Below are 18,126 nucleotides of genomic sequence, written 5' to 3'. Positions count from 1 at the left end.
CTGCCAGAGGGATCGAGTTGTGGATAAACAAACTATAAGAATTGGCGAAATTTGCTCTACTTACAGTATCTCCAGAACAACCTTATGGAAGTTACGACAGGAAAAAGAATTTCCTAAACCGATTGTGCCGCCTAATGGTGGCCAGTTATTCTTTGTTGAGGAAATTAACCAGTATTTTAAATCTATAAGAAAAGATGACGTTAAATAATACCTACCTTGGGCTTCTTATTTATCGTTAATAATAGGGGCGATCAGATCAAGCAGTTTTCTTTGCCCTTCCCTTCTCTTCTGGAAATAATCATCTACATTATAAGTGCCTTCGATACCCGGTATAGCATGGCCCAGGCATCGCTCCGCAACCCACGGCTCTACCCCTATTTTCGACAATAATGTTCTCGACGTTCTTCTTAAGTCATGAACAGTGAAATGTTGTATATGACTAGGGAAGCGCTTATTTTTAAACATGCTTGCGATAGCATGGTTTAAAGTGTTTGTACAAGCATGAGGACTGTTTTTGCTAGTCCTTCTGGTCGGAAACAAATATTCACTTGATCCAGCTCTATACCTCAACTCGTTAATCCACTCTTTTACTTCTGGTTCCAAAGGGATATAAACAGGTCTTTTTTTTGTGGTCTTTTCCATTTGCTTAATTCGCTCATTAGGCAAAATCCACTGGTCATTAACCATATCAAACTCTTCAATTTTCGCAATAATTAACTCCCCCTTTCTGACTGATAATGCTAACAGAAGAGCGCAATAAAGATAGTTATCTCTCGAAAAGTGCACTTGATTATCTCGCAAAGTTTTAAAGACTTCTGGCAACTCTTTTATAGATAATGCTCTAGCTCTTTTTTTTCCAATTCCTCCAGCATCTTTAACAGTAAAACTGCGAGCTGGGTTAGATTCTGCAACACCGAGTCTAATCCCATAATCAAAGATTTCTTTACAAAACTGTAAGGCTGTATTAGCCACTGACATTCGTCCAGGTACGGCAGCTTTCTCTATTAATGACTTTATATTTAGCGGGGTAACATTATTTATTGTTTTTAGACCTATCGCTGGAGATATATCGCGCCTATAAACACGTTCGTTAATAGTCCAAGTTTTTATGTTGTTCTTTTTATGAGCGATCCATTGATACGCCAGATCATCTACGGTACTTATATCATCTTCATCAGAGCACTGAGGGTCTACACCCTTTCTAGCATTTTTTTTAATGTCGTCAGCCTCTAATGAGGCATTCCGAAGGGTCACGTCAGGGTAGCCGCCAATCGTGATTTCTTTTCTTTTTCCATTTATCGTATATCTAACAACCCAAGTTACCGTTTGTTCTTTGCTGATTCTTAGATATAGATTATTTCCAACAGGATGCTTCCCTTCTTTCTTTGTTTTTATTATAGCTTTGATTTGCCTGTCATTTTTCATTAGCTACTCCTGATATGGTGACATTGATTAAAAGTATAGACTCAAGCTCTATCTATGTCACCATATCTGTCACCAAAATAGGTGAACAACCATCAACACACAAAAACACTTACATACCCATAACCCACCTAAACCTCTTGTAATTACTGTATTTTTTACAAATATGAACATGTGTAAACTTCACTGGATGTTCTGGACTTGTTCCCTGGCTTGTTCTATTAGCACTTTAATAGATACAGCGGTTTGCGTTAGCCCGGCATCAATGGATTTTGAGGAAAGCGTGTTAGCTTCGCGGTTCAGCTCTTGCATTAAAAAGTCCAAACGTCGGCCAACGGCATGACTGCTCCCGGAGAAGGTACGTTTAACTTCCCGTATATGGGTATCCAGACGATCGAGTTCTTCTTCCACATCCAGTTTCTGGGCAAGAATGACCATTTCCTGCTCCAGCCTGTCAGCATCAAGGGATTGTTTGACATCGTCGAGGCGGCTTAACAGTCTTTCCCGCTGAGTTTGCAAGATGGTTGGAAGTACTGAGCGTAGCGCCGATACTTGCTCGCTGATATTGTCCATACGAACCAAAATAAATCGTTCCAGCTCAATCCCTTCACGTCGGCGCATGGCGGTGAGCTGTTCTACCGCTGCTTTAAATGCGCTAAGCGCGCTGTTTTTTACGGGTTCAAGGTTGGTTTCTTCTGTAACCTGAACGCCAGGCCAGGACATAATATCCATAGGGTTAATTCCGGTACTGTCAGGAAACACCGTTTCTATCTGAACCAGGGCATCAGCCAGTTTGTCGAGCATGGTTGGGTTAAGGGTAATGGATTGTTCCGACTCTGCCATTTGAAGTTTCAGTCTGCATTCCACCTTTCCCCGTTTGAGGTTTTTTTTGATTGTCTCACGGATAGCCGGCTCAATATCTCGAACCTGCTCAGGCAACCGAAAATGGGGTTCAAGGTAACGGTGATTCACAGAGCGGACTTCCCATACCAGGCTTCCCCATCCTTCCTGTACTTCCGTACAGGAAAATCCTGTCATGCTCGATGTCATAAATAGCTTCCTTCCAGAAAATGTAACCAGACATTCTAACGGGTACGAGGTATAAAGCTACTGGCAAAAAAATAATTGTTCGTTTTCAGGGCTTTTGTTCATGGTTATACTCTGCGATTTATTATCACCGCTATTCAAGGTACCCTGATGCGTCCCAGTCGAAGAACCGCAGATCAACTGCGAGAAGTGTCTATCACCCGTAATTACACTAAACATGCTGAAGGCTCTGTACTCGTGGCGTTTGGTGATACCAAAGTTATTTGCACCGCCACGGTTGAGCGCAATGTGCCGCGCTTTTTGAAAGGCTCCGGGCAAGGCTGGGTGACGGCAGAATATGGCATGTTGCCTCGCTCCACCAATGACCGTATGGGGCGGGAGGCCGCACGGGGTAAACAGGGTGGCCGTACCCTGGAAATTCAACGTCTGATCGGTCGCTCCCTTCGAGCGGCTGTTGACCTCAAACAGCTGGGTGAAAACACGATTACGGTGGACTGTGATGTCATACAGGCTGACGGAGGCACGCGGACAGCCTCTATCACCGGTGCGTGTGTTGCGCTGGTGGATGCCATTGGTCATATGCAGCGACGCAAGATCATCAAAACAGACCCGTTAGCGCAAATGATCGCTTCTGTTTCTGTGGGGATTTACAAAGGCAGCCCGGTACTGGATCTGGATTATCCTGAAGACTCTTCTGCTGAAACAGATATGAACGTAGTCATGACGGAAAAAGGGGGGTTTATTGAAATTCAGGGTACTGCTGAAGGTGCACCGTTTAGCCAGAATGAAATGACAGCAATGTTAGCGCTGGCTCGCCAGGGAATTGAGGAATTAGTGGGCCTTCAGAAGCAGGCGTTGGCTGTTAACGACAAATAAAGAGAGTGTATAGATGAATTAGTCGGAATTGGTCGCGAGAAACCCGGCCCCGGCTTCTTCATCAGAGAATTAAAAGAATTAAGGGTTAAGGAGAGTTAAAGGACACCCACACAGGATTAATACGCGGGTTAAAGGGTTTAAAAGAAGGGGTTAAAGGACACCCACAAATTTATCCTCAAGAATTAAAGGGTGCCCATCAAGTATTTATTCAACGTTTCAAAACACTGCTTACTGAGGAACCTCGTCGCATCGGCTATGCCAAGGCCGCTCTCGAACAAAAGACAAAAAAAAATTCTTCAGTCTCAACGCTAAGGCGCATTGCCAAAAGACTTGATCTTACCTACAAAAAGGTACGTCGATCCTGTCAGCACAAGCGCAATGAAGAGCATTTTGAACGCTGCAAAGCCGCATTAGATGATGCTCAGGAAGCAGAGCGGCAGGGGTTGTCTCTTTTGGCACAGGAGATTCACGTTTAACCCGTCGCTTTTCTGAAATACCTTTAACGGCTATTTGTTGGTTTGACTGAATATTTTTATCAAGATTTTCTCCAAAAGCACTGCTGCTTTTAAGTACATGACCATTTGCTTTTCAAGTTGGCCTGCAGGCCTTGCAAGGCCTGCCAGCAAGAAAATATATGTTTTCATTTGGTCATGTACTTACTACCTTTTTTGTTGAAATAACTCATTAGCATTCTCGATAAACTATAAAAAAATTGACGACTATCATTTTTTTCTTTCTTCTCAATAAGTAAAAAAGCGTCATTAACCTGAGCGCTTTACTCAAACCTCTGCTGATGGAGTATCACATACTTCGCCCCAAAAACAGCGATAATTATCTGGATTCAGCCCTAATTTCCTGAGGTAGTCGATGGTTTTAACCTGAACTTCTTCCGCCGTATAATCCTTGCTGGCTTTGATATCTTCAGGCACAGGCTCCAGGGGGATTTCATCTTTTATGCACTGGTGAATGTAGTGAAACCAGGCTTGTAAAAATTGGTTAATCAGCTTTATTTCCTGTACCGTTTTTGGACAACGGAAAAAACGAAATTCCAGTGTTGACAATTGAGCGACTTTGCTTGCTCCGGTAATATGCAGTAATGACATGGCCATATACTTTTCCATAAAATCATTACTAACTGACCCAAACGCATGTTGTATGGTGGTCATATGAATAAACTGGCTATAAAAATGCGCAAATTGCTCAAGCCTGTCTATTTTTTCCGCATCGGTACCTCCTTTACGGCTTACCATATCAGAATCACTTTCTCTCATTTTTTTATTGTATTGGTCAATCAAAAAATTTAACCGTTTCACGGCAAAGGGTTTTACATCTGGATTATAATCAGCAAATGTTTTATACCATATAGCTTCATTTTTTTCCGTGATAAGTTTGCTATTCCCAAATGCTCTGAGTAAAAAAGGGTTTTTCTGGATCTCAACGTCCATCGCCAAAATTACACCCGTATCACCCAAGGTGGCACTTAACACATCCACATGTTTATGCCCGGAACTATCGGTAATCAACTCGTCTGCGCACATTGAGTCAACCACTTCAATGACTTTCTTCAAACAGATTTCCGCGTGTTGATCATCAGAATGATAAGGCGTGCAATTTATTTCAAACCAGCCTGCGTCATAACCCGGTTTCACAGTGAAGTCTTCAGTTAATCCATAGTCGCCTACACCAAAGTGTGTCATCCCCTTTTCTCTGGCCCGATATTTAAAAATAACAGCACAAGGCTCATCTCTTTTCGTATAATCACGTGCTTTTTTCTCATCAGTGTTATATTCAAGTTCTTCACCAAATTTAAGGTTTAATGGCTCCGGGGGCTCTCCCCCACAGCTTTTCTGAAAATTAACATCTACCGAACCAAGTGAGGAGGGTGTCATCAAAGAATCTGATGTTCCAGCGCTTGCTTCGAGCTTCATTCTTTTTAACGATTCAGACGGACTGTCAGTGGGTACAGGGCAACCATAAAACAGGGTATTGAGAATGGCATCACAACGCTCGAAAAAAATAACATCCATAACCTCTCGATTAAAACACTCCCTCATATTATTATTGTTCATGCGTAAACTACTGGTTAAAAAATTTTTATCTACAATACTCCTGATACCCTTATCAACACTGGCAATACTATCAATCATTTCCTGCCTGAATTTCACGGTAAAATTAAAGATAACGCCTAACTCAGAAAACAGACAACTTCCGGCAAGAAGGTTTTTAACAAATGGAAAGACATTTGCGATTAATTTCTGATACGTAAATTTATAGTCAATAAGAAAACAACGTACAATCCTTGGGGTAACATCATCAAGTACATTTTCTTTTTTGTTGAGATAATCAGTAAGCATTAGTGGTAGATTGTAGCGTAATTGATTGTTATCCTTTCTTTCTTCCTGCTCTGCCCGTTCGGTAAACATAGCATTCAGAAAAGACTTTATCTCTTCAACTCGCGCCTGGCTGATGGTTTTACCCACCACATATTTATCGAGACTGTTTTCAACAGTAAAACACCGGTCATTGACCAAGCCCTCTTGATACAGGATAAAATCAATAAAAATCCCTATCACTTTATTCCTTCGATCAGAAAGACTATTACCTGTTAAGATTTTTTTGTATCCCAATACACTTATAAGATGTTCAATAGTATTTCGACATTGTTCAGCTGCTTCCCGAGGGGTAAAGGTGTCACTCACTTTGCCCTGGACCTCATCTACAGCCTCACCATGGGCAACTTTTCCCTCGAGAACGGGCTGATTGGGCATCTGATGACTGCCACTTGGCATAACACAATCAGGCACTGATGTGGTTTCTTTAGTGACAGGGGATTCAGGTTTAACCCATCGCTTTTCTGAAAAACCTTTAACGGCTATTTGTTGCCCTGATTGAGTATTTTTATCAGGACCTTCTCCAAAAGAACGGCTTTTATATTGCTCGAAAGTATTTGTTGTGGCTCTGATTGTATCCATGGATTTCCCCTCAACAGCTATGTTCATAAGAAATACCAGACACAATACTTGAATAAACCTCATCTCGCGCACTACCTTATTTTTTGAGACAACCAATCAGCATTTTCGATAAACCTAAATTAATCAGTTGAAATCAGCACCTTTGTTAAAGTCCATACGAGCGTAGGTTTATAACCATTTTGCACACTCACCCAAAAGGGGTGTTATAAAAATGCGCAAGCCCAACTGTCACAAGGAATAGAAGGAGTTTACAAAATTCAACTGCGGAATTTAGGATAAACTATAACATAATCGACAGTGATAATTTTTTCCATTCCGTCCATTTGGTAAAAAAATCATTCTCAAAAGACAGTATTCCTTCAATCCGCCCTTAGCTGATGGTTTTACCCGCCACCTATTCAACCCGCAGGCTGTTAACAACAATAAAATACTGATCGCTAGTTAAACTTTATTTTTATAAAATAAAATCGATAAAAATCAAAGAATTAACCCAAGCCCACTCCCAGGAAGCGCCCTATCAAAAAATAACAACGATACCCGTCGAAAAGAGTAAAAAGCTCAAATCGTCAGCAAAATCAAAAAACCAGAAAGGGAAAGCACTGCAAGATTGCCAATATACATCAGTACTTATCCCTCACAAGATGGTTGACAGCAAGGCAAAGGGGGGCGTTTTTTGAAAACCTGTAACAGGATCACTTAAGGATGTTGCCAGTGGCAAACAAAGCCGGGGGAAGGTGCCGAGCAAATACACTCAGCACTCAATCGTTCTCAGAAACAATACAATCCACTCTTTTCTTGCCGGTCCGATTCAGGTATTGCTGAAAGGGTTTTGGCAACCGCCCCGCAGCAGACCCATACCAGAACACACTGTCGCCAGAGAGTGTAATATATTCATAAGTATGCATTTTTCGTGATGCACGTTTATCAGACTCAACGTGACGTTCATTGAGATCATCCAGCGATAAGCCATTTTCTTTTAGCGTATTTTGAATATTTCGAATCATGCTTTGCCGGGCTTTTCTTTCTTTTTGATCAATGACCCTTGCTTGTTTTTTTTCTTCCACAATTTTTTGCATACGTCGTATAATTTTTTCCATATCTTCAATATGGACATCATTAAATAACGCGCGCGTGCGAGTTTTACTGCTTAAACGGTGTAAAATTTCATCAAATATATTCATTGCCTATCCAAGATATTTTAGAAGCAGTCTTAAAAGTCATGTCTGCTGGATATTGAGAATGAACACTGAACAGTTACCGCCTGTGTTTTTCTTGATATCCAGGCACCTATTATTTATTGATTTTCAGAGGCCAGCTTTCAAAGAACCTGACAGCTTGTCTGTTCGACATTCACTCTTCAAGTAGACTGCTTTCCTTCAACAACAGTAATTTACAGGCTTATACTACTCAAACCCCAAAAAAAAATTCCCTGACTCAATGCTAGCCCGGATATTTCATAAACATGCTCTTGGCCTTGCTTGCTCCTTGCGGCTCTAAGGGAGTTTTGCCCAGTCGACCGTACTCCCCGGTACGGTGCTCCTTCGCAAAATCCCTTAGAGCCGCAAGGTTCTGCGCAATTCTCAGGGCAGTTTATGAAATATCCGGGCCAGGAGCCTGTCGGACTTAAGACAATTTCGGCCTAAAATCCAGAAAGTACGAGAGGGTACGAGAAAGTGCGGCCAGAATTTCCGATCAATTTGCTTAAATAGGTCAACTATTCGCACAAATTGGTCGAAAATTCTGACTCGCCCTACTGAATTTTATGCTCGAAAGCATAAGTCCGACAGGCTCCTAAGCACTTTGCTTTGTATGAACTATGTCATAGGTTCGAAATAGCCACTTCCACAGATTTAAATGCCTGCGCCTTGAAGCAATTATTAACAATTATTAAGAATGCTTTTAATATATTGAAAACAAATAGTTCAACAAGAAGAAACTCATTTCCTCCCGCCACATGCATAAAAAAATCATGGAAGATTGCTAGCCTTTCGACCAAAATTAGCAGGCTATTATCAAATCAGCAAGTTCCAGATGCTCTTTTAAGGGACTCGATGCCCAATAAGAGTCAATTGCTTGCGGTTATGATCAGTTACGCCTTGCCGATAATTGTGCTTATGAACTCCCTGACTTTATCTGGGAAAAGAGGGTATTGGACAGGCCAAAAGGTGCATATACAGGATGCTGAACCGATTATTCTTGCCCTCTATTTTTGCTCTGCTCATCTATGGGTTTTGGGTTAGCGCTGAATTCAAAGTAATTGCAGCGGGTGTTGCCGTTTTTCTAATGGGTATGGTCTACCTTGAAAAGGGGTTTAAACTGTATACGGGGGGGCTGCTTGAGAATATCCTGAAGAAAACAACAAGCACCCTTTTCAAAAGTGTCAGTTTTGGTCTTGCCACCACCTCTCTTTTGCAGTCAAGCTCTCTGGTTTCTGTCATTGTTATTTCTTTTTTAAGTGCCGGGCTTATTGGGCTTGAAACCGCTGTGGGCATTATCTTCGGCGCTAATTTAGGCAGTACGGCAGGTGCTTGGCTGCTAGCTGTCTTTGGTCTGAAAATTGATTTATCATCCTATGCCATGCCTATGCTGGTATTTGGTCTGCTGCTCAATACAAGGGCAGCTAAACCCCTTAAGGGAATGGGTTATATATTGATCGGGGTGGCCTTTCTTTTTCTTGGCATTCATTATATGAAAGAAGGTTTTGATAAGTTTCAAAGCAGCATTGATTTATCCGCGTTCCATATTGATGGCATTTACGGCATTTTGGTTTATACCTTTTTGGGGGCAGCCGCAACGGTCATCATGCAGTCCACTAATGCATTGATGGTACTGGTGTTTTCTGCCCTGGCTGTGGGGCAACTGGATTATGTGAATTCCCTGGCCATTGTTATTGGCTCAAACATTGGCACCACAGTGACCACCGTTATTGGAGCAATAGGAGCAAACGCGCAGGGTAAAAGGCTGGCAGCAGCACACCTGCTCTTTAATGTTGTCACTGCCATCGTTGGCGTTGTTGCCCTGAATCCGTTAATGGTAACAGTGGATGAAATAGCAACCCTCTTTGGTATTCATCCCCATGACTACACGCTGAAACTGGCAATTTTTCACAGCCTGTTCAACATTATTGGTATTGCGCTATTTATCCCTTTTATTAAGCTCCTGGTGAAATGGTTGAAGTCGCTGTTTAATGACTCATACAGCAAAGAGCCTTTGAATCTGGCTAAAATTGATGAATCCTCCATGGAACGCGCGATCTATTTGAATCCCGCTGTGCTCAGCTACCCTGATGCCGCTATGAGGGCGCTCACAAAAGAATCCGGGCGGCTCTATCGCAATACACTGGAGCTTATCTGTTATGGCATCTATTTTTCAGGTGAACAGCTGAGGAATACCGATAATCTGTCTGAGCTGGCAGAAAACTGGGAAAAAGAAGAACAACCCTGGTCCATCAAAGGGTTATATATTCGTCATATTAAAGGAATCTACGCAGACATTATCCACTTTGCCGGCGCCCTGGAGGGAAATCTGCCCAGGCAACAGGCTCAGGAGCTATTTGCCCTGAAGGTGGCCTGTCGCAATTTTGTTCAGGCCATCAAGCATGTCAAGCATATCTACAAGAATATGGGCAAGTATATTGAATCAGAAAATGATGAGATCAGGCACCAATACAACCAACTAAGGTTGTGTCTTGCCTCTGTATTAAAACTGGTGGATATTCTCGGGGTTCGCCGGAACTATAACCATATTCAGGAACATGCCGCTCAGCTGAAGCTTGAACTCCATGAGCAGGATCAGCAAACCTACAGCACGCTGAACAAGCTGATTCGCTCTGAGCAAGTGGACTCTTATATGGCCAGCTCACTACTTAATGACAGTGCCCATGTTCATGATGCCTGCACTAACCTGATCGATGGTGCCGTGATTATGATCACTCGGGATCGCGAAGAGTACAGAGAGTACGATCTTGCTGGTTTTACTCCCGCAGCTCAAAAGACATCCAGTTGATAGCCTGTTTTTTCAAGATAATAGCACTCTCTTTCAAAATCAGCCTTGGTCAGAGAATGCGCCTTGAGCCACCCCTTGGGAAACGAAAACGCTATATGCTTGTCGCCCACAACAAGTCGATAATCAATACTGCCTGCAGATACATTGCTGTGGTTGAGCAAAGATGCCAAACGTAATAGCACGATGAGTTTTATGAGTCGTTCAGCGTCAGACTCCAGACAGGCTGATATTGCTGCCATTGGGACAGAGCGACGGTGCCCTTCTATCAGCAGTGCCAGTTGTTTCTGTTGTGACTTGCTAAATCCCAGCAAATCAGAGTGCCTGATGATATAGGCGCCATGACAATTAAACCGGGTATGGGAAATATCCAGACCAATCGTACACAACCGCGCGGCCCACAGAACCAGAGGAAGATCCTGCTTGTCGCTCAGCTCCCAGGCCTGTTGGGCCTGCTTAAAGCAGTTAAGCGCATGGGCTTTGACATTGTCAGCATCTACGAGGTTCACCCTGTAACGGGTCATCAGTGCATTGACGGTTCTTTCTCTGACATTTTCGTGCTGGTCTCGTCCCATCATGTCGTAAAGCACGCCTTCTCGTAATGCGCCTTCTGAGTAGTGGAGATTGTCGATACCCAAAGCATCAAAGCTGGCCAGTAAAATAGCCAGACCCGCAGGCAAGATGCCCTGGCGCTCAGGGCGTAATCCGGGTATTCGCAAGCGTTCAAACTGACCAAAGGACAAGACGGTTTCTTTCAGCTTTTTCAGAGCGTCAACAGTAATAATGTCGGTCCCGTCAGTAGCGGCAAGTATTGAGCTGACAGCTTTAATGGAGCCTGATGAACCCAAGACATCGACCCAGCCATGTTGACGGTAGGGTTTCTCGATATTAAGCAGTTCAAGACGGGCCGCGCAATAAGCGCGGTGGAAACGCTCAGGAGTGATGGTGCCACCTTTAAAGAAACCTTCTGTGAAGCTAACACAGCCCATATGAAGGCTTTCCAGTAGTTTGGGCTCAAACTTTTCACCAATGATAAACTCGGTGCTACCACCACCAATATCAACCACCAGACGCTGATCATCATTGGCCTGGGTCTGGGCAACCCCCAAATAAATCAGGCGGGCTTCTTCCCGGCCAGCGATGATCTCTATGGGATAAGGCAATACCTCGCGGGCTTTCTCCAAAAAGGCTCGCGCATTTTTTGCTTTTCTAAGGGCGTTAGTACCCACAATGCGAACAGCCTTAAAGGTCTTACCATTGAGGTATTGAGAAAACTCGGCTAAGCAGTCCAGGCCACGCTCAATGGCATCATCCTGCAAAATACTCTCTTTGTTAAGGCCGGCACCGAGTTGCACTTTTTTTCCCAATCGGTCAAGGAGGCGTATCTCACCCTGGTCGGTCCGGGCCACAATCATGTGAAAGCTATTCGAACCCAGATCAATGGCAGCAACCAGCGCTGGCTCCCTGTCCCCATGATGAATCTCTTGTTCCATAGTTTATTTCTCTGAATTTTACCCTTCGGATGATAAGGAAAACTGCCTTCGAGCCTACCCCGCAACATTTACCATAACTAGCCCGGATATTTCATAAACATGCTCCTGGCCTTGCTTGCTCCTTGCGGCTCTAAGGGCAGTTTATGAAATATCCGGGCTAGGAGCCTGTCGGACTTAAGACAATTTCGGCCTAAAACCCAGAAAGTGCGAGAAAGTGCGAGAAAGTGCGGCCAGAATTTCCGATCAATTTGCTTAAACAGCTCAACTATTCGCACAAATAACCGTTTCCCTAATCACCGGGATTGCACCGTGTTTCTCCTCAGAAATATATCAGAAGGGTTGCTGTGTTTGTGACTTTAGGCATCCCTTTGCTATGATGCAGTTCTTTACCTAATAGATAGATGGCCAGGAGACCGTTCCATGAGTGAAATTATCACTGTGACAGACTCATCCTTCAAAGAGGAAGTTCTGAAAGCTGAATCCCCTGTATTGGTGGATTACTGGGCTGAATGGTGTGGTCCTTGCAAAATGATTGCGCCAGTACTGGATGAAATCGCGCAGGATTATGAAGGCAAACTGAAGATCTGCAAGCTTAATATTGATGAAAACACAGAAACGGCACCAAAGTATGGTGTTCGTGGTATTCCTACCCTGATGCTATTCAAAAACGGCAGCGTCGAAGCGACGAAAGTGGGTGCGCTTTCCAAATCACAACTGACCGCATTCCTGGATAGTAACCTTGCCTGAGAACACAACCGCAGGCGGAGTGATCTCTGCCTTTGCATTTTTGAGCGCAAGGTTATATGCTGCGCATGTTCGGCAAAGGATTGCACTGTCTGGCATAAGCGTTAAAATCTCTGCCGGATAAGGTTGTTTCCTGGCACTAGTCGGGAGATAGCGTGCACCGTTATGAATCTGAAAGCTGCATTTCGACCAGTTTCTCTTTCCCTGTTAAAAATAATCAGTACTTGCATTGACGTAAGACATAACCTTGATTATTTTCCAATAAAGGATATAGACTGTGAGTTAAAGGGCTGTCAGATCTCAAAGGCATTGTATATATAGTCGGGGTCTGACCAACATGGACAGCCGATATAAACAAACTCGCAGGCATCGACGCGCAGCTGTCCAGAAGCACTATAAAACCGTAAAAACTCTGACCTTCCTGCAACGACGACGTCCACAATTACCTTCTCAATAAGCGTTCGCACACTGTTATGCATCTTACCGAGCTGAAAAAAAAATCTGTTCCCGAACTCCTGAAGATCGCGAATGAAATGGGGCTGGAAAACCTCGCACGTTCCCGGAAGCAGGATGTTATCTTCACCATTTTGAAGCGCCATGCTCGCAGTGGTGAGGATATCTATGGTGACGGTGTACTGGAAATCCTACAGGACGGCTTTGGCTTCCTTCGCTCGTCAGACAGTTCTTATCTGGCAGGTCCTGATGATATTTACGTGTCTCCCAGCCAGATTCGGCGGTTTAACCTCCGTACAGGGGATACGATTTCCGGGAAAATACGTCCACCTAAAGAGGGTGAGCGTTACTTTGCCCTGCTGAAAGTTAGCGAAATTAACTTCGACCAGCCTGAAAATGCCCGTAACAAAATTCTTTTTGAAAATCTGACGCCCCTGTTCCCACAGAACCGTCTGATTATGGAAATGGGTAATGGGTCCACTGAAGATTTGACCGCACGAATTATTGACCTGGTTGCCCCCTTCGGAAAAGGGCAAAGAGGCTTGATTGTATCGCCACCAAAAGCGGGTAAAACATTAATGCTGCAAAATATTGCAGCCAACGTTGCCCGTAATAATCCAGAGTGTCACCTGATCGTACTGCTTATTGACGAGCGGCCAGAAGAAGTGACTGAAATGTCCCGCTCTGTCCGTGGAGAAGTTGTGGCATCAACCTTTGATGAACCGCCATCACGGCATGTACAGGTGGCAGAAATGGTTCTGGAAAAAGCTAAGCGACTGGTGGAGCATAAAAAAGATGTGGTGATTCTGCTGGACTCTATTACCCGCCTTGCCAGGGCCTATAACACGGTCATTCCATCTTCAGGCAAAGTGTTAACAGGTGGTGTGGATGCCCATGCCCTTGAGCGACCAAAGCGCTTCTTTGGTGCCGCACGCAATATTGAAGAAGGTGGCAGCCTGACGATTATGGCCACGGCTCTTGTGGATACCGGCTCTAAAATGGATGAGGTTATCTTTGAAGAGTTCAAAGGTACTGGTAATATGGAGCTGCACCTGGATCGCCGCTGTTCTGAAAAACGTGTATTTCCTGCTATCAACATTAATAAGTCTGGTACACGTCGTGAGGATCTGCTAACCACAGAGGAAGATCTGCAACGTATGTGGATTCTTCGCAAAATCCTGCACCCCATGGACGAGATTGCAGCGGTTGAGTTCCTGCTGGATCGTATGAAGCATACAAAAACAAATGATGAGTTTTTTCAATCCATGAAAAGGAAGTAATTATCCCGCTTTTATCTTACACGCTTAACAGCCACCTTCCCTTGTCACTGTATTAGTACTATCCATGAAGACAGGGAAGGCATGCATGTGAAGGTTACTGATTGTTTTCATCATGGCGCCTTCTCAGCCCAACCTCTTCATTTTTCGTAAGGCTGTGTGTCCGACCAGATTCATTCAGCCCCCTGGAGCATCATGAAATACCGGGATCTTCGAGATTTTATTCACCTGTTGGAGAAGCAAGGAGAGCTGAAGCGAATCACGGCGGAAATTGACCCGTATCTGGAAATGACAGAGATCAGTGACCGGACGCTTCGTAAAGAAGGACCAGCATTGCTGTTTGAAAACCCCAAAGGGTTTGATACGCCTGTACTCACCAATTTATTTGGTACGACCCGCCGGGTCGCCATGGGAATGGGGCAAAGTGATGTCAGTCAATTAAGAGAGGTGGGTGAGCTATTGGCTTTTCTTAAAGAGCCAGAACCACCAAAAGGCTTTCGTGACGCCATCTCCAAGCTGCCGTTGTTTAAAAAAGTCATGGTTATGGGGCCAAAAATTGTCAATTCAGCGCCCTGCCAAGAGGTCATGCTCGAAGGTGATGCGGTGGATTTGACAAAATTACCTATTCAAACCTGCTGGCCTGGGGATGTTGCCCCTTTAATTACCTGGCCGCTGGTGATTACCCGTGGTCCTGAGAAAGAGCGGCAAAATCTGGGCATTTACCGTCAGCAGTTGTTAGGCCCGAATAAACTGATCATGCGCTGGCTATCCCACCGCGGAGGGGCGCTGGATTTCAGGGACTGGCAAGCACGGCATCCGGGCAAACCCTTTCCTGTATCGGTTGCGCTCGGCGCTGACCCTGCCACCATTTTGGGGGCGGTGACACCCATACCTGACACGCTCTCAGAATACGCTTTTGCCGGATTACTGCGTGGGTCAAAAACAGAGTTAGCTAATTGCAAAACCAATGATTTGCAAGTCCCTGCCAGCGCTGAGTTTGTGCTTGAAGGCCATTTAATGCCAGGTGAAATGGCCGATGAAGGGCCTTACGGCGACCACACGGGTTATTACAATGAAGTAGAGCGCTTTCCCGTGTTTACAGTGAAATGCATAACACACAGAAAGAAGCCTATCTATCACAGTACGTATACAGGGCGTCCACCTGATGAGCCGGCTATTTTAGGTGTGGCATTTAATGAACTCTTTGTGCCTATCCTTAAAAAACAGTTCCCGGAAATTGTCGATTTTTATCTGCCACCAGAAGGCTGTTCATATCGCCTTGCTGTTATAACCATAAAAAAACAATACCCTGGTCATGCCAAGCGTATAATGTTGGGTGCCTGGTCATTTTTACGACAGTTTATGTATACAAAGTTTTTGATTGTCACCGATGATGATATTAATGCCAGAGACTGGAAAGACGTGATATGGGCCATGACTACCCGTATGGATCCGAAGAGGGATTCTGTCTTTATTGAAAACACTCCAATAGACTACCTTGATTTTGCGTCTCCTGTCGTAGGTCTAGGTTCAAAGGTGGGCTTTGATGCTACCAATAAATGGCAGAGTGAAACCAACAGGGAGTGGGGGAAAGGTATATCCATGTCGGATAACATCAAGCATCGTATTGATAACTTGTGGTCTGACCTAGGCATTGACTGACCCGCTAACGGCAAAAATCAGGTTGTCAGGCTACATGTGCCTAAGTATTATCCAAGCCCTTTAATGGAGTTCGCGAAGGGGGCATACCAGTGCAGACAGAGACTATGATAACCAAGCCATTCCAGGTAACCGATATACAACTGCTCGGAGCCAGTGTATACCGGGTTCAACTATCCACTCTGGAGGGGCATCTCCCTGCTTATGCGGCTGGTCAGTACCTGGAAATTGTTTTAGAAAAAAGGATTGCCAGTGCATTTTCTATTGCCTCTGCCCCCGTAATAAACCAGAAAAAGCTGGAGCTTCATATACAGAAACTGCCGGGCAAAAAAAACTCAGCGCAGTTATTTCAAGCCTTGGAAGAAGGGGTTGTTGAAGTAAGAATGCCTTCTGGTCGCTGCCATACAGGCGTGTTGCCTGATAAGCCACTTCTGCTGATAGCAGCAGGTACGGGCTTTGCTCAGATGAAATCGATCATTGAGCACTGTATCAATCAGAAGCACAAGCACCCCGTACACTTATATTGGGGAGTAAGAACTCCGGCGGATTTTTATCTTCCCAACCTGCCTGTTCAATGGTCTGGCAAAGGTATCAACTATCACCCTGTTGTTAGTGATCATCCAAGAGACAGGGAGTGGAGCGGTCGTTTTGGCCTGCTGTATGAAGCTGTTATTGCTGATAAAGCAGTGTTAAGAAATACGGAAGTTTATATCAGCGGTTCTCCAACGATGGTGTACGCAACTGTAGATTCCATGTTAGAAGAAGGCTTTGATATAGTGAACATAAATTCTGATGTATTTGAATATGCCCCTAGATAATAACCTGTCGTTTATACCGTAGTCTTATATGTAAAATGATGACTATTGACGTTCATTAGAAATAAAATAGCGTGGAAAACTTTGCATTGTTGTCTATATTTCATGCTTATGCGATATGCATAACTTCAAGTCACTAAAATCACGGAAACAGGCAAAAATGCAACCATCTGCTATCGAGTACCCAAAAGAGGGTGTAAAGACCAGTCGGGCAAGACAGAAAAACGTACGAATTATATTACAGGCCGCTGAAGATGAATTTGTATCCAGTGGTTATAGGGGAGCTTCTATAAGAGGCATTGCGAACAGAGCAGGCTTACCCAAAGCAAACGTGCATTATTACTTTAACAGTAAGAAGGATCTTTATAGCGCTGTGCTTAAGCATATTATGGGGCTGTGGGAAGTCGTATTTAGCGAGTTAAGTGTTGAGGATAATCCTGCTACAGCTTTTCGATCTTATATTCAGGCCAAAATGGCGTACTGTCAGGCACATTCTAATGCCTCTCAAATTTTTAGCAGTGAAATTCTTCATGGTGGAGAGTACTTTAAAGAGTATCTTCATTACCTGACTGACTGGATAAATGCAAAATCAACGGTTATTCATGCATGGATAAAACAGGGTAAGATGGAACCAGTTGAACCCATGCACTTATTACTGACCATCTGGGCGACTACTCAATATTATATTGACTTTCATCTTCAAGTGGCCGCTGTGTTAGGAAAAGATGAGGTTGAAGAAAAGGATCTTACTGCCGCAACCGAGAGCCTGATACAACTCATCATTAAAGGGTGCGGCATCAAAAGCAGTTAATGATGGCGTGTTAAAAATAGCAACACCATTGCTTTTTTATATCAATAGTCCCTGGCAAACCTGACTTAACCAGCCAAAGTGAGACAATGATCAGTTTGAAGGGTAGCTGCATTTCAGAAAATACCAAAAGCTCGTCATACCTTAAAGGCAGGAATCCTCTACGGCAGTGAGTTCCTACCTTCGCAGGTGAGGCTGATACAGTGTTTATTGCAACGACTCTGAGGTAATTTTATGCTGATCTGAGGTGAATAGTGGTTATACTTTACTGCGATCTTGTTAAGTATTTTAAAGCAACAACACATACTTTGCCTGTACCTCTGTCTCTCCTTTTCGGAAGTGGGGTACTGGGAGCCTGTCGGACTTAAGACAATTTCGGCCTAAAATCCAGAATTTCCGATCAATTTGCTTAAATAGGTCAACTATTCGCACAAATTGATCGAAAATTCTGACTCGCCCTACTGAATTTTATGCTCGAAAGCATAAGCCCGACAGGCTCCTGGCAAGCTCACCGTAGACAATGAATCAGAAGATCTTACGAGGGAGCAATGACAGAAA

14 protein-coding genes are annotated in these 18,126 nt (G+C 43.9%); 8 read left to right on the top strand and 6 right to left on the bottom strand.

Annotation, left to right across the window (positions count from 1 at the left end; all coding sequences use genetic code 11):
• The first annotated feature begins 19 nt into the window (after positions 1–19).
• A complete protein-coding gene (locus V4C51_RS04840; RefSeq protein WP_330925002.1) occupies positions 20–208 on the top strand; it encodes a helix-turn-helix transcriptional regulator in 189 nt (62 codons plus the stop codon).
• A gap of 17 nt (positions 209–225) precedes the next feature.
• Here the strand turns inward: V4C51_RS04840 and V4C51_RS04835 are convergent, their stop codons facing one another.
• Positions 226–1,425 (bottom strand): tyrosine-type recombinase/integrase, encoded by a 1,200-nt coding sequence (locus tag V4C51_RS04835; RefSeq protein WP_330925001.1) that lies wholly within the window; start codon positions 1,423–1,425, stop codon positions 226–228.
• A 180-nt stretch (positions 1,426–1,605) separates the two neighbouring features.
• Complete coding sequence (locus tag V4C51_RS04830) at positions 1,606–2,472, bottom strand: YicC/YloC family endoribonuclease (RefSeq protein ID WP_330925000.1); 867 nt, start codon at positions 2,470–2,472, stop codon at positions 1,606–1,608.
• Between the two features lie 147 nt (positions 2,473–2,619).
• On the opposite strand from V4C51_RS04830, the gene rph reads away from it, so the two are divergent.
• Positions 2,620–3,345 carry a ribonuclease PH gene (gene rph / locus V4C51_RS04825; protein ID WP_330924999.1) on the top strand — a complete coding sequence of 242 codons (726 nt, stop codon included), beginning with the start codon at positions 2,620–2,622 and terminating at the stop codon, positions 3,343–3,345.
• Positions 3,346–3,851: 506 nt separating this feature from the next.
• On the opposite strand, the gene V4C51_RS04820 is transcribed toward rph, so the two are convergent.
• From V4C51_RS04820 to V4C51_RS04810, 3 genes are all read right to left on the bottom strand, one after another.
• Positions 3,852–3,989 (bottom strand): hypothetical protein, encoded by a 138-nt coding sequence (locus V4C51_RS04820; protein ID WP_330924998.1) that lies wholly within the window; start codon positions 3,987–3,989, stop codon positions 3,852–3,854.
• A gap of 135 nt (positions 3,990–4,124) precedes the next feature.
• The gene (locus V4C51_RS04815; protein WP_330924997.1) at positions 4,125–6,317 is read right to left on the bottom strand and encodes a hypothetical protein; all 2,193 of its coding nucleotides are present in this window, start codon (positions 6,315–6,317) and stop codon (positions 4,125–4,127) included.
• Between the two features lie 758 nt (positions 6,318–7,075).
• Positions 7,076–7,498, bottom strand: a complete 423-nt coding sequence (locus tag V4C51_RS04810) for an H-NS family histone-like protein (protein ID WP_330924996.1) — start codon at positions 7,496–7,498, stop codon at positions 7,076–7,078.
• A 997-nt stretch (positions 7,499–8,495) separates the two neighbouring features.
• On the opposite strand from V4C51_RS04810, the gene V4C51_RS04805 reads away from it, so the two are divergent.
• Positions 8,496–10,322, top strand: coding sequence for a Na/Pi cotransporter family protein (locus tag V4C51_RS04805; RefSeq protein ID WP_330924995.1), 1,827 nt, complete (start codon positions 8,496–8,498; stop codon positions 10,320–10,322).
• On the opposite strand, the gene V4C51_RS04800 is transcribed toward V4C51_RS04805, so the two are convergent.
• On the bottom strand, positions 10,304–11,812 hold the full coding sequence (locus tag V4C51_RS04800) for a Ppx/GppA phosphatase family protein (RefSeq protein ID WP_330924994.1): 1,509 nt from the start codon (positions 11,810–11,812) through the stop codon (positions 10,304–10,306). The genes V4C51_RS04805 and V4C51_RS04800 overlap by 19 nt on opposite strands.
• Before the next feature lie 420 nt (positions 11,813–12,232).
• Between V4C51_RS04800 and trxA the strand changes: the two genes are divergently transcribed.
• The 5 genes from trxA (at position 12,233) to V4C51_RS04775 (ending at position 17,571) form a co-directional block, all read left to right on the top strand.
• Complete coding sequence (gene trxA / locus V4C51_RS04795; RefSeq protein ID WP_330924993.1) at positions 12,233–12,559, top strand: thioredoxin TrxA; 327 nt, start codon at positions 12,233–12,235, stop codon at positions 12,557–12,559.
• Positions 12,560–13,029: 470 nt separating this feature from the next.
• Positions 13,030–14,289, top strand: coding sequence for a transcription termination factor Rho (rho, locus tag V4C51_RS04790; RefSeq protein ID WP_330924992.1), 1,260 nt, complete (start codon positions 13,030–13,032; stop codon positions 14,287–14,289).
• Between the two features lie 192 nt (positions 14,290–14,481).
• Positions 14,482–15,948, top strand: a complete 1,467-nt coding sequence (ubiD, locus tag V4C51_RS04785; protein ID WP_330924991.1) for a 4-hydroxy-3-polyprenylbenzoate decarboxylase — start codon at positions 14,482–14,484, stop codon at positions 15,946–15,948.
• Between the two features lie 104 nt (positions 15,949–16,052).
• Complete coding sequence (locus tag V4C51_RS04780) at positions 16,053–16,763, top strand: hypothetical protein (RefSeq protein WP_330924990.1); 711 nt, start codon at positions 16,053–16,055, stop codon at positions 16,761–16,763.
• 157 nt (positions 16,764–16,920) lie between these two features.
• A complete protein-coding gene (locus tag V4C51_RS04775; protein WP_330924989.1) occupies positions 16,921–17,571 on the top strand; it encodes a TetR/AcrR family transcriptional regulator in 651 nt (216 codons plus the stop codon).
• Positions 17,572–18,126: the final 555 nt, after the last annotated feature.

Source organism: Candidatus Sororendozoicomonas aggregata, from assembly GCF_031528575.1.
In the GTDB taxonomy this organism is placed as follows: domain Bacteria; phylum Pseudomonadota; class Gammaproteobacteria; order Pseudomonadales; family Endozoicomonadaceae; genus Endonucleibacter; species Endonucleibacter aggregata.
Note: the sequence above shows the minus strand (reverse complement) of the source record. Positions and strands in the feature narration are given on the sequence as shown.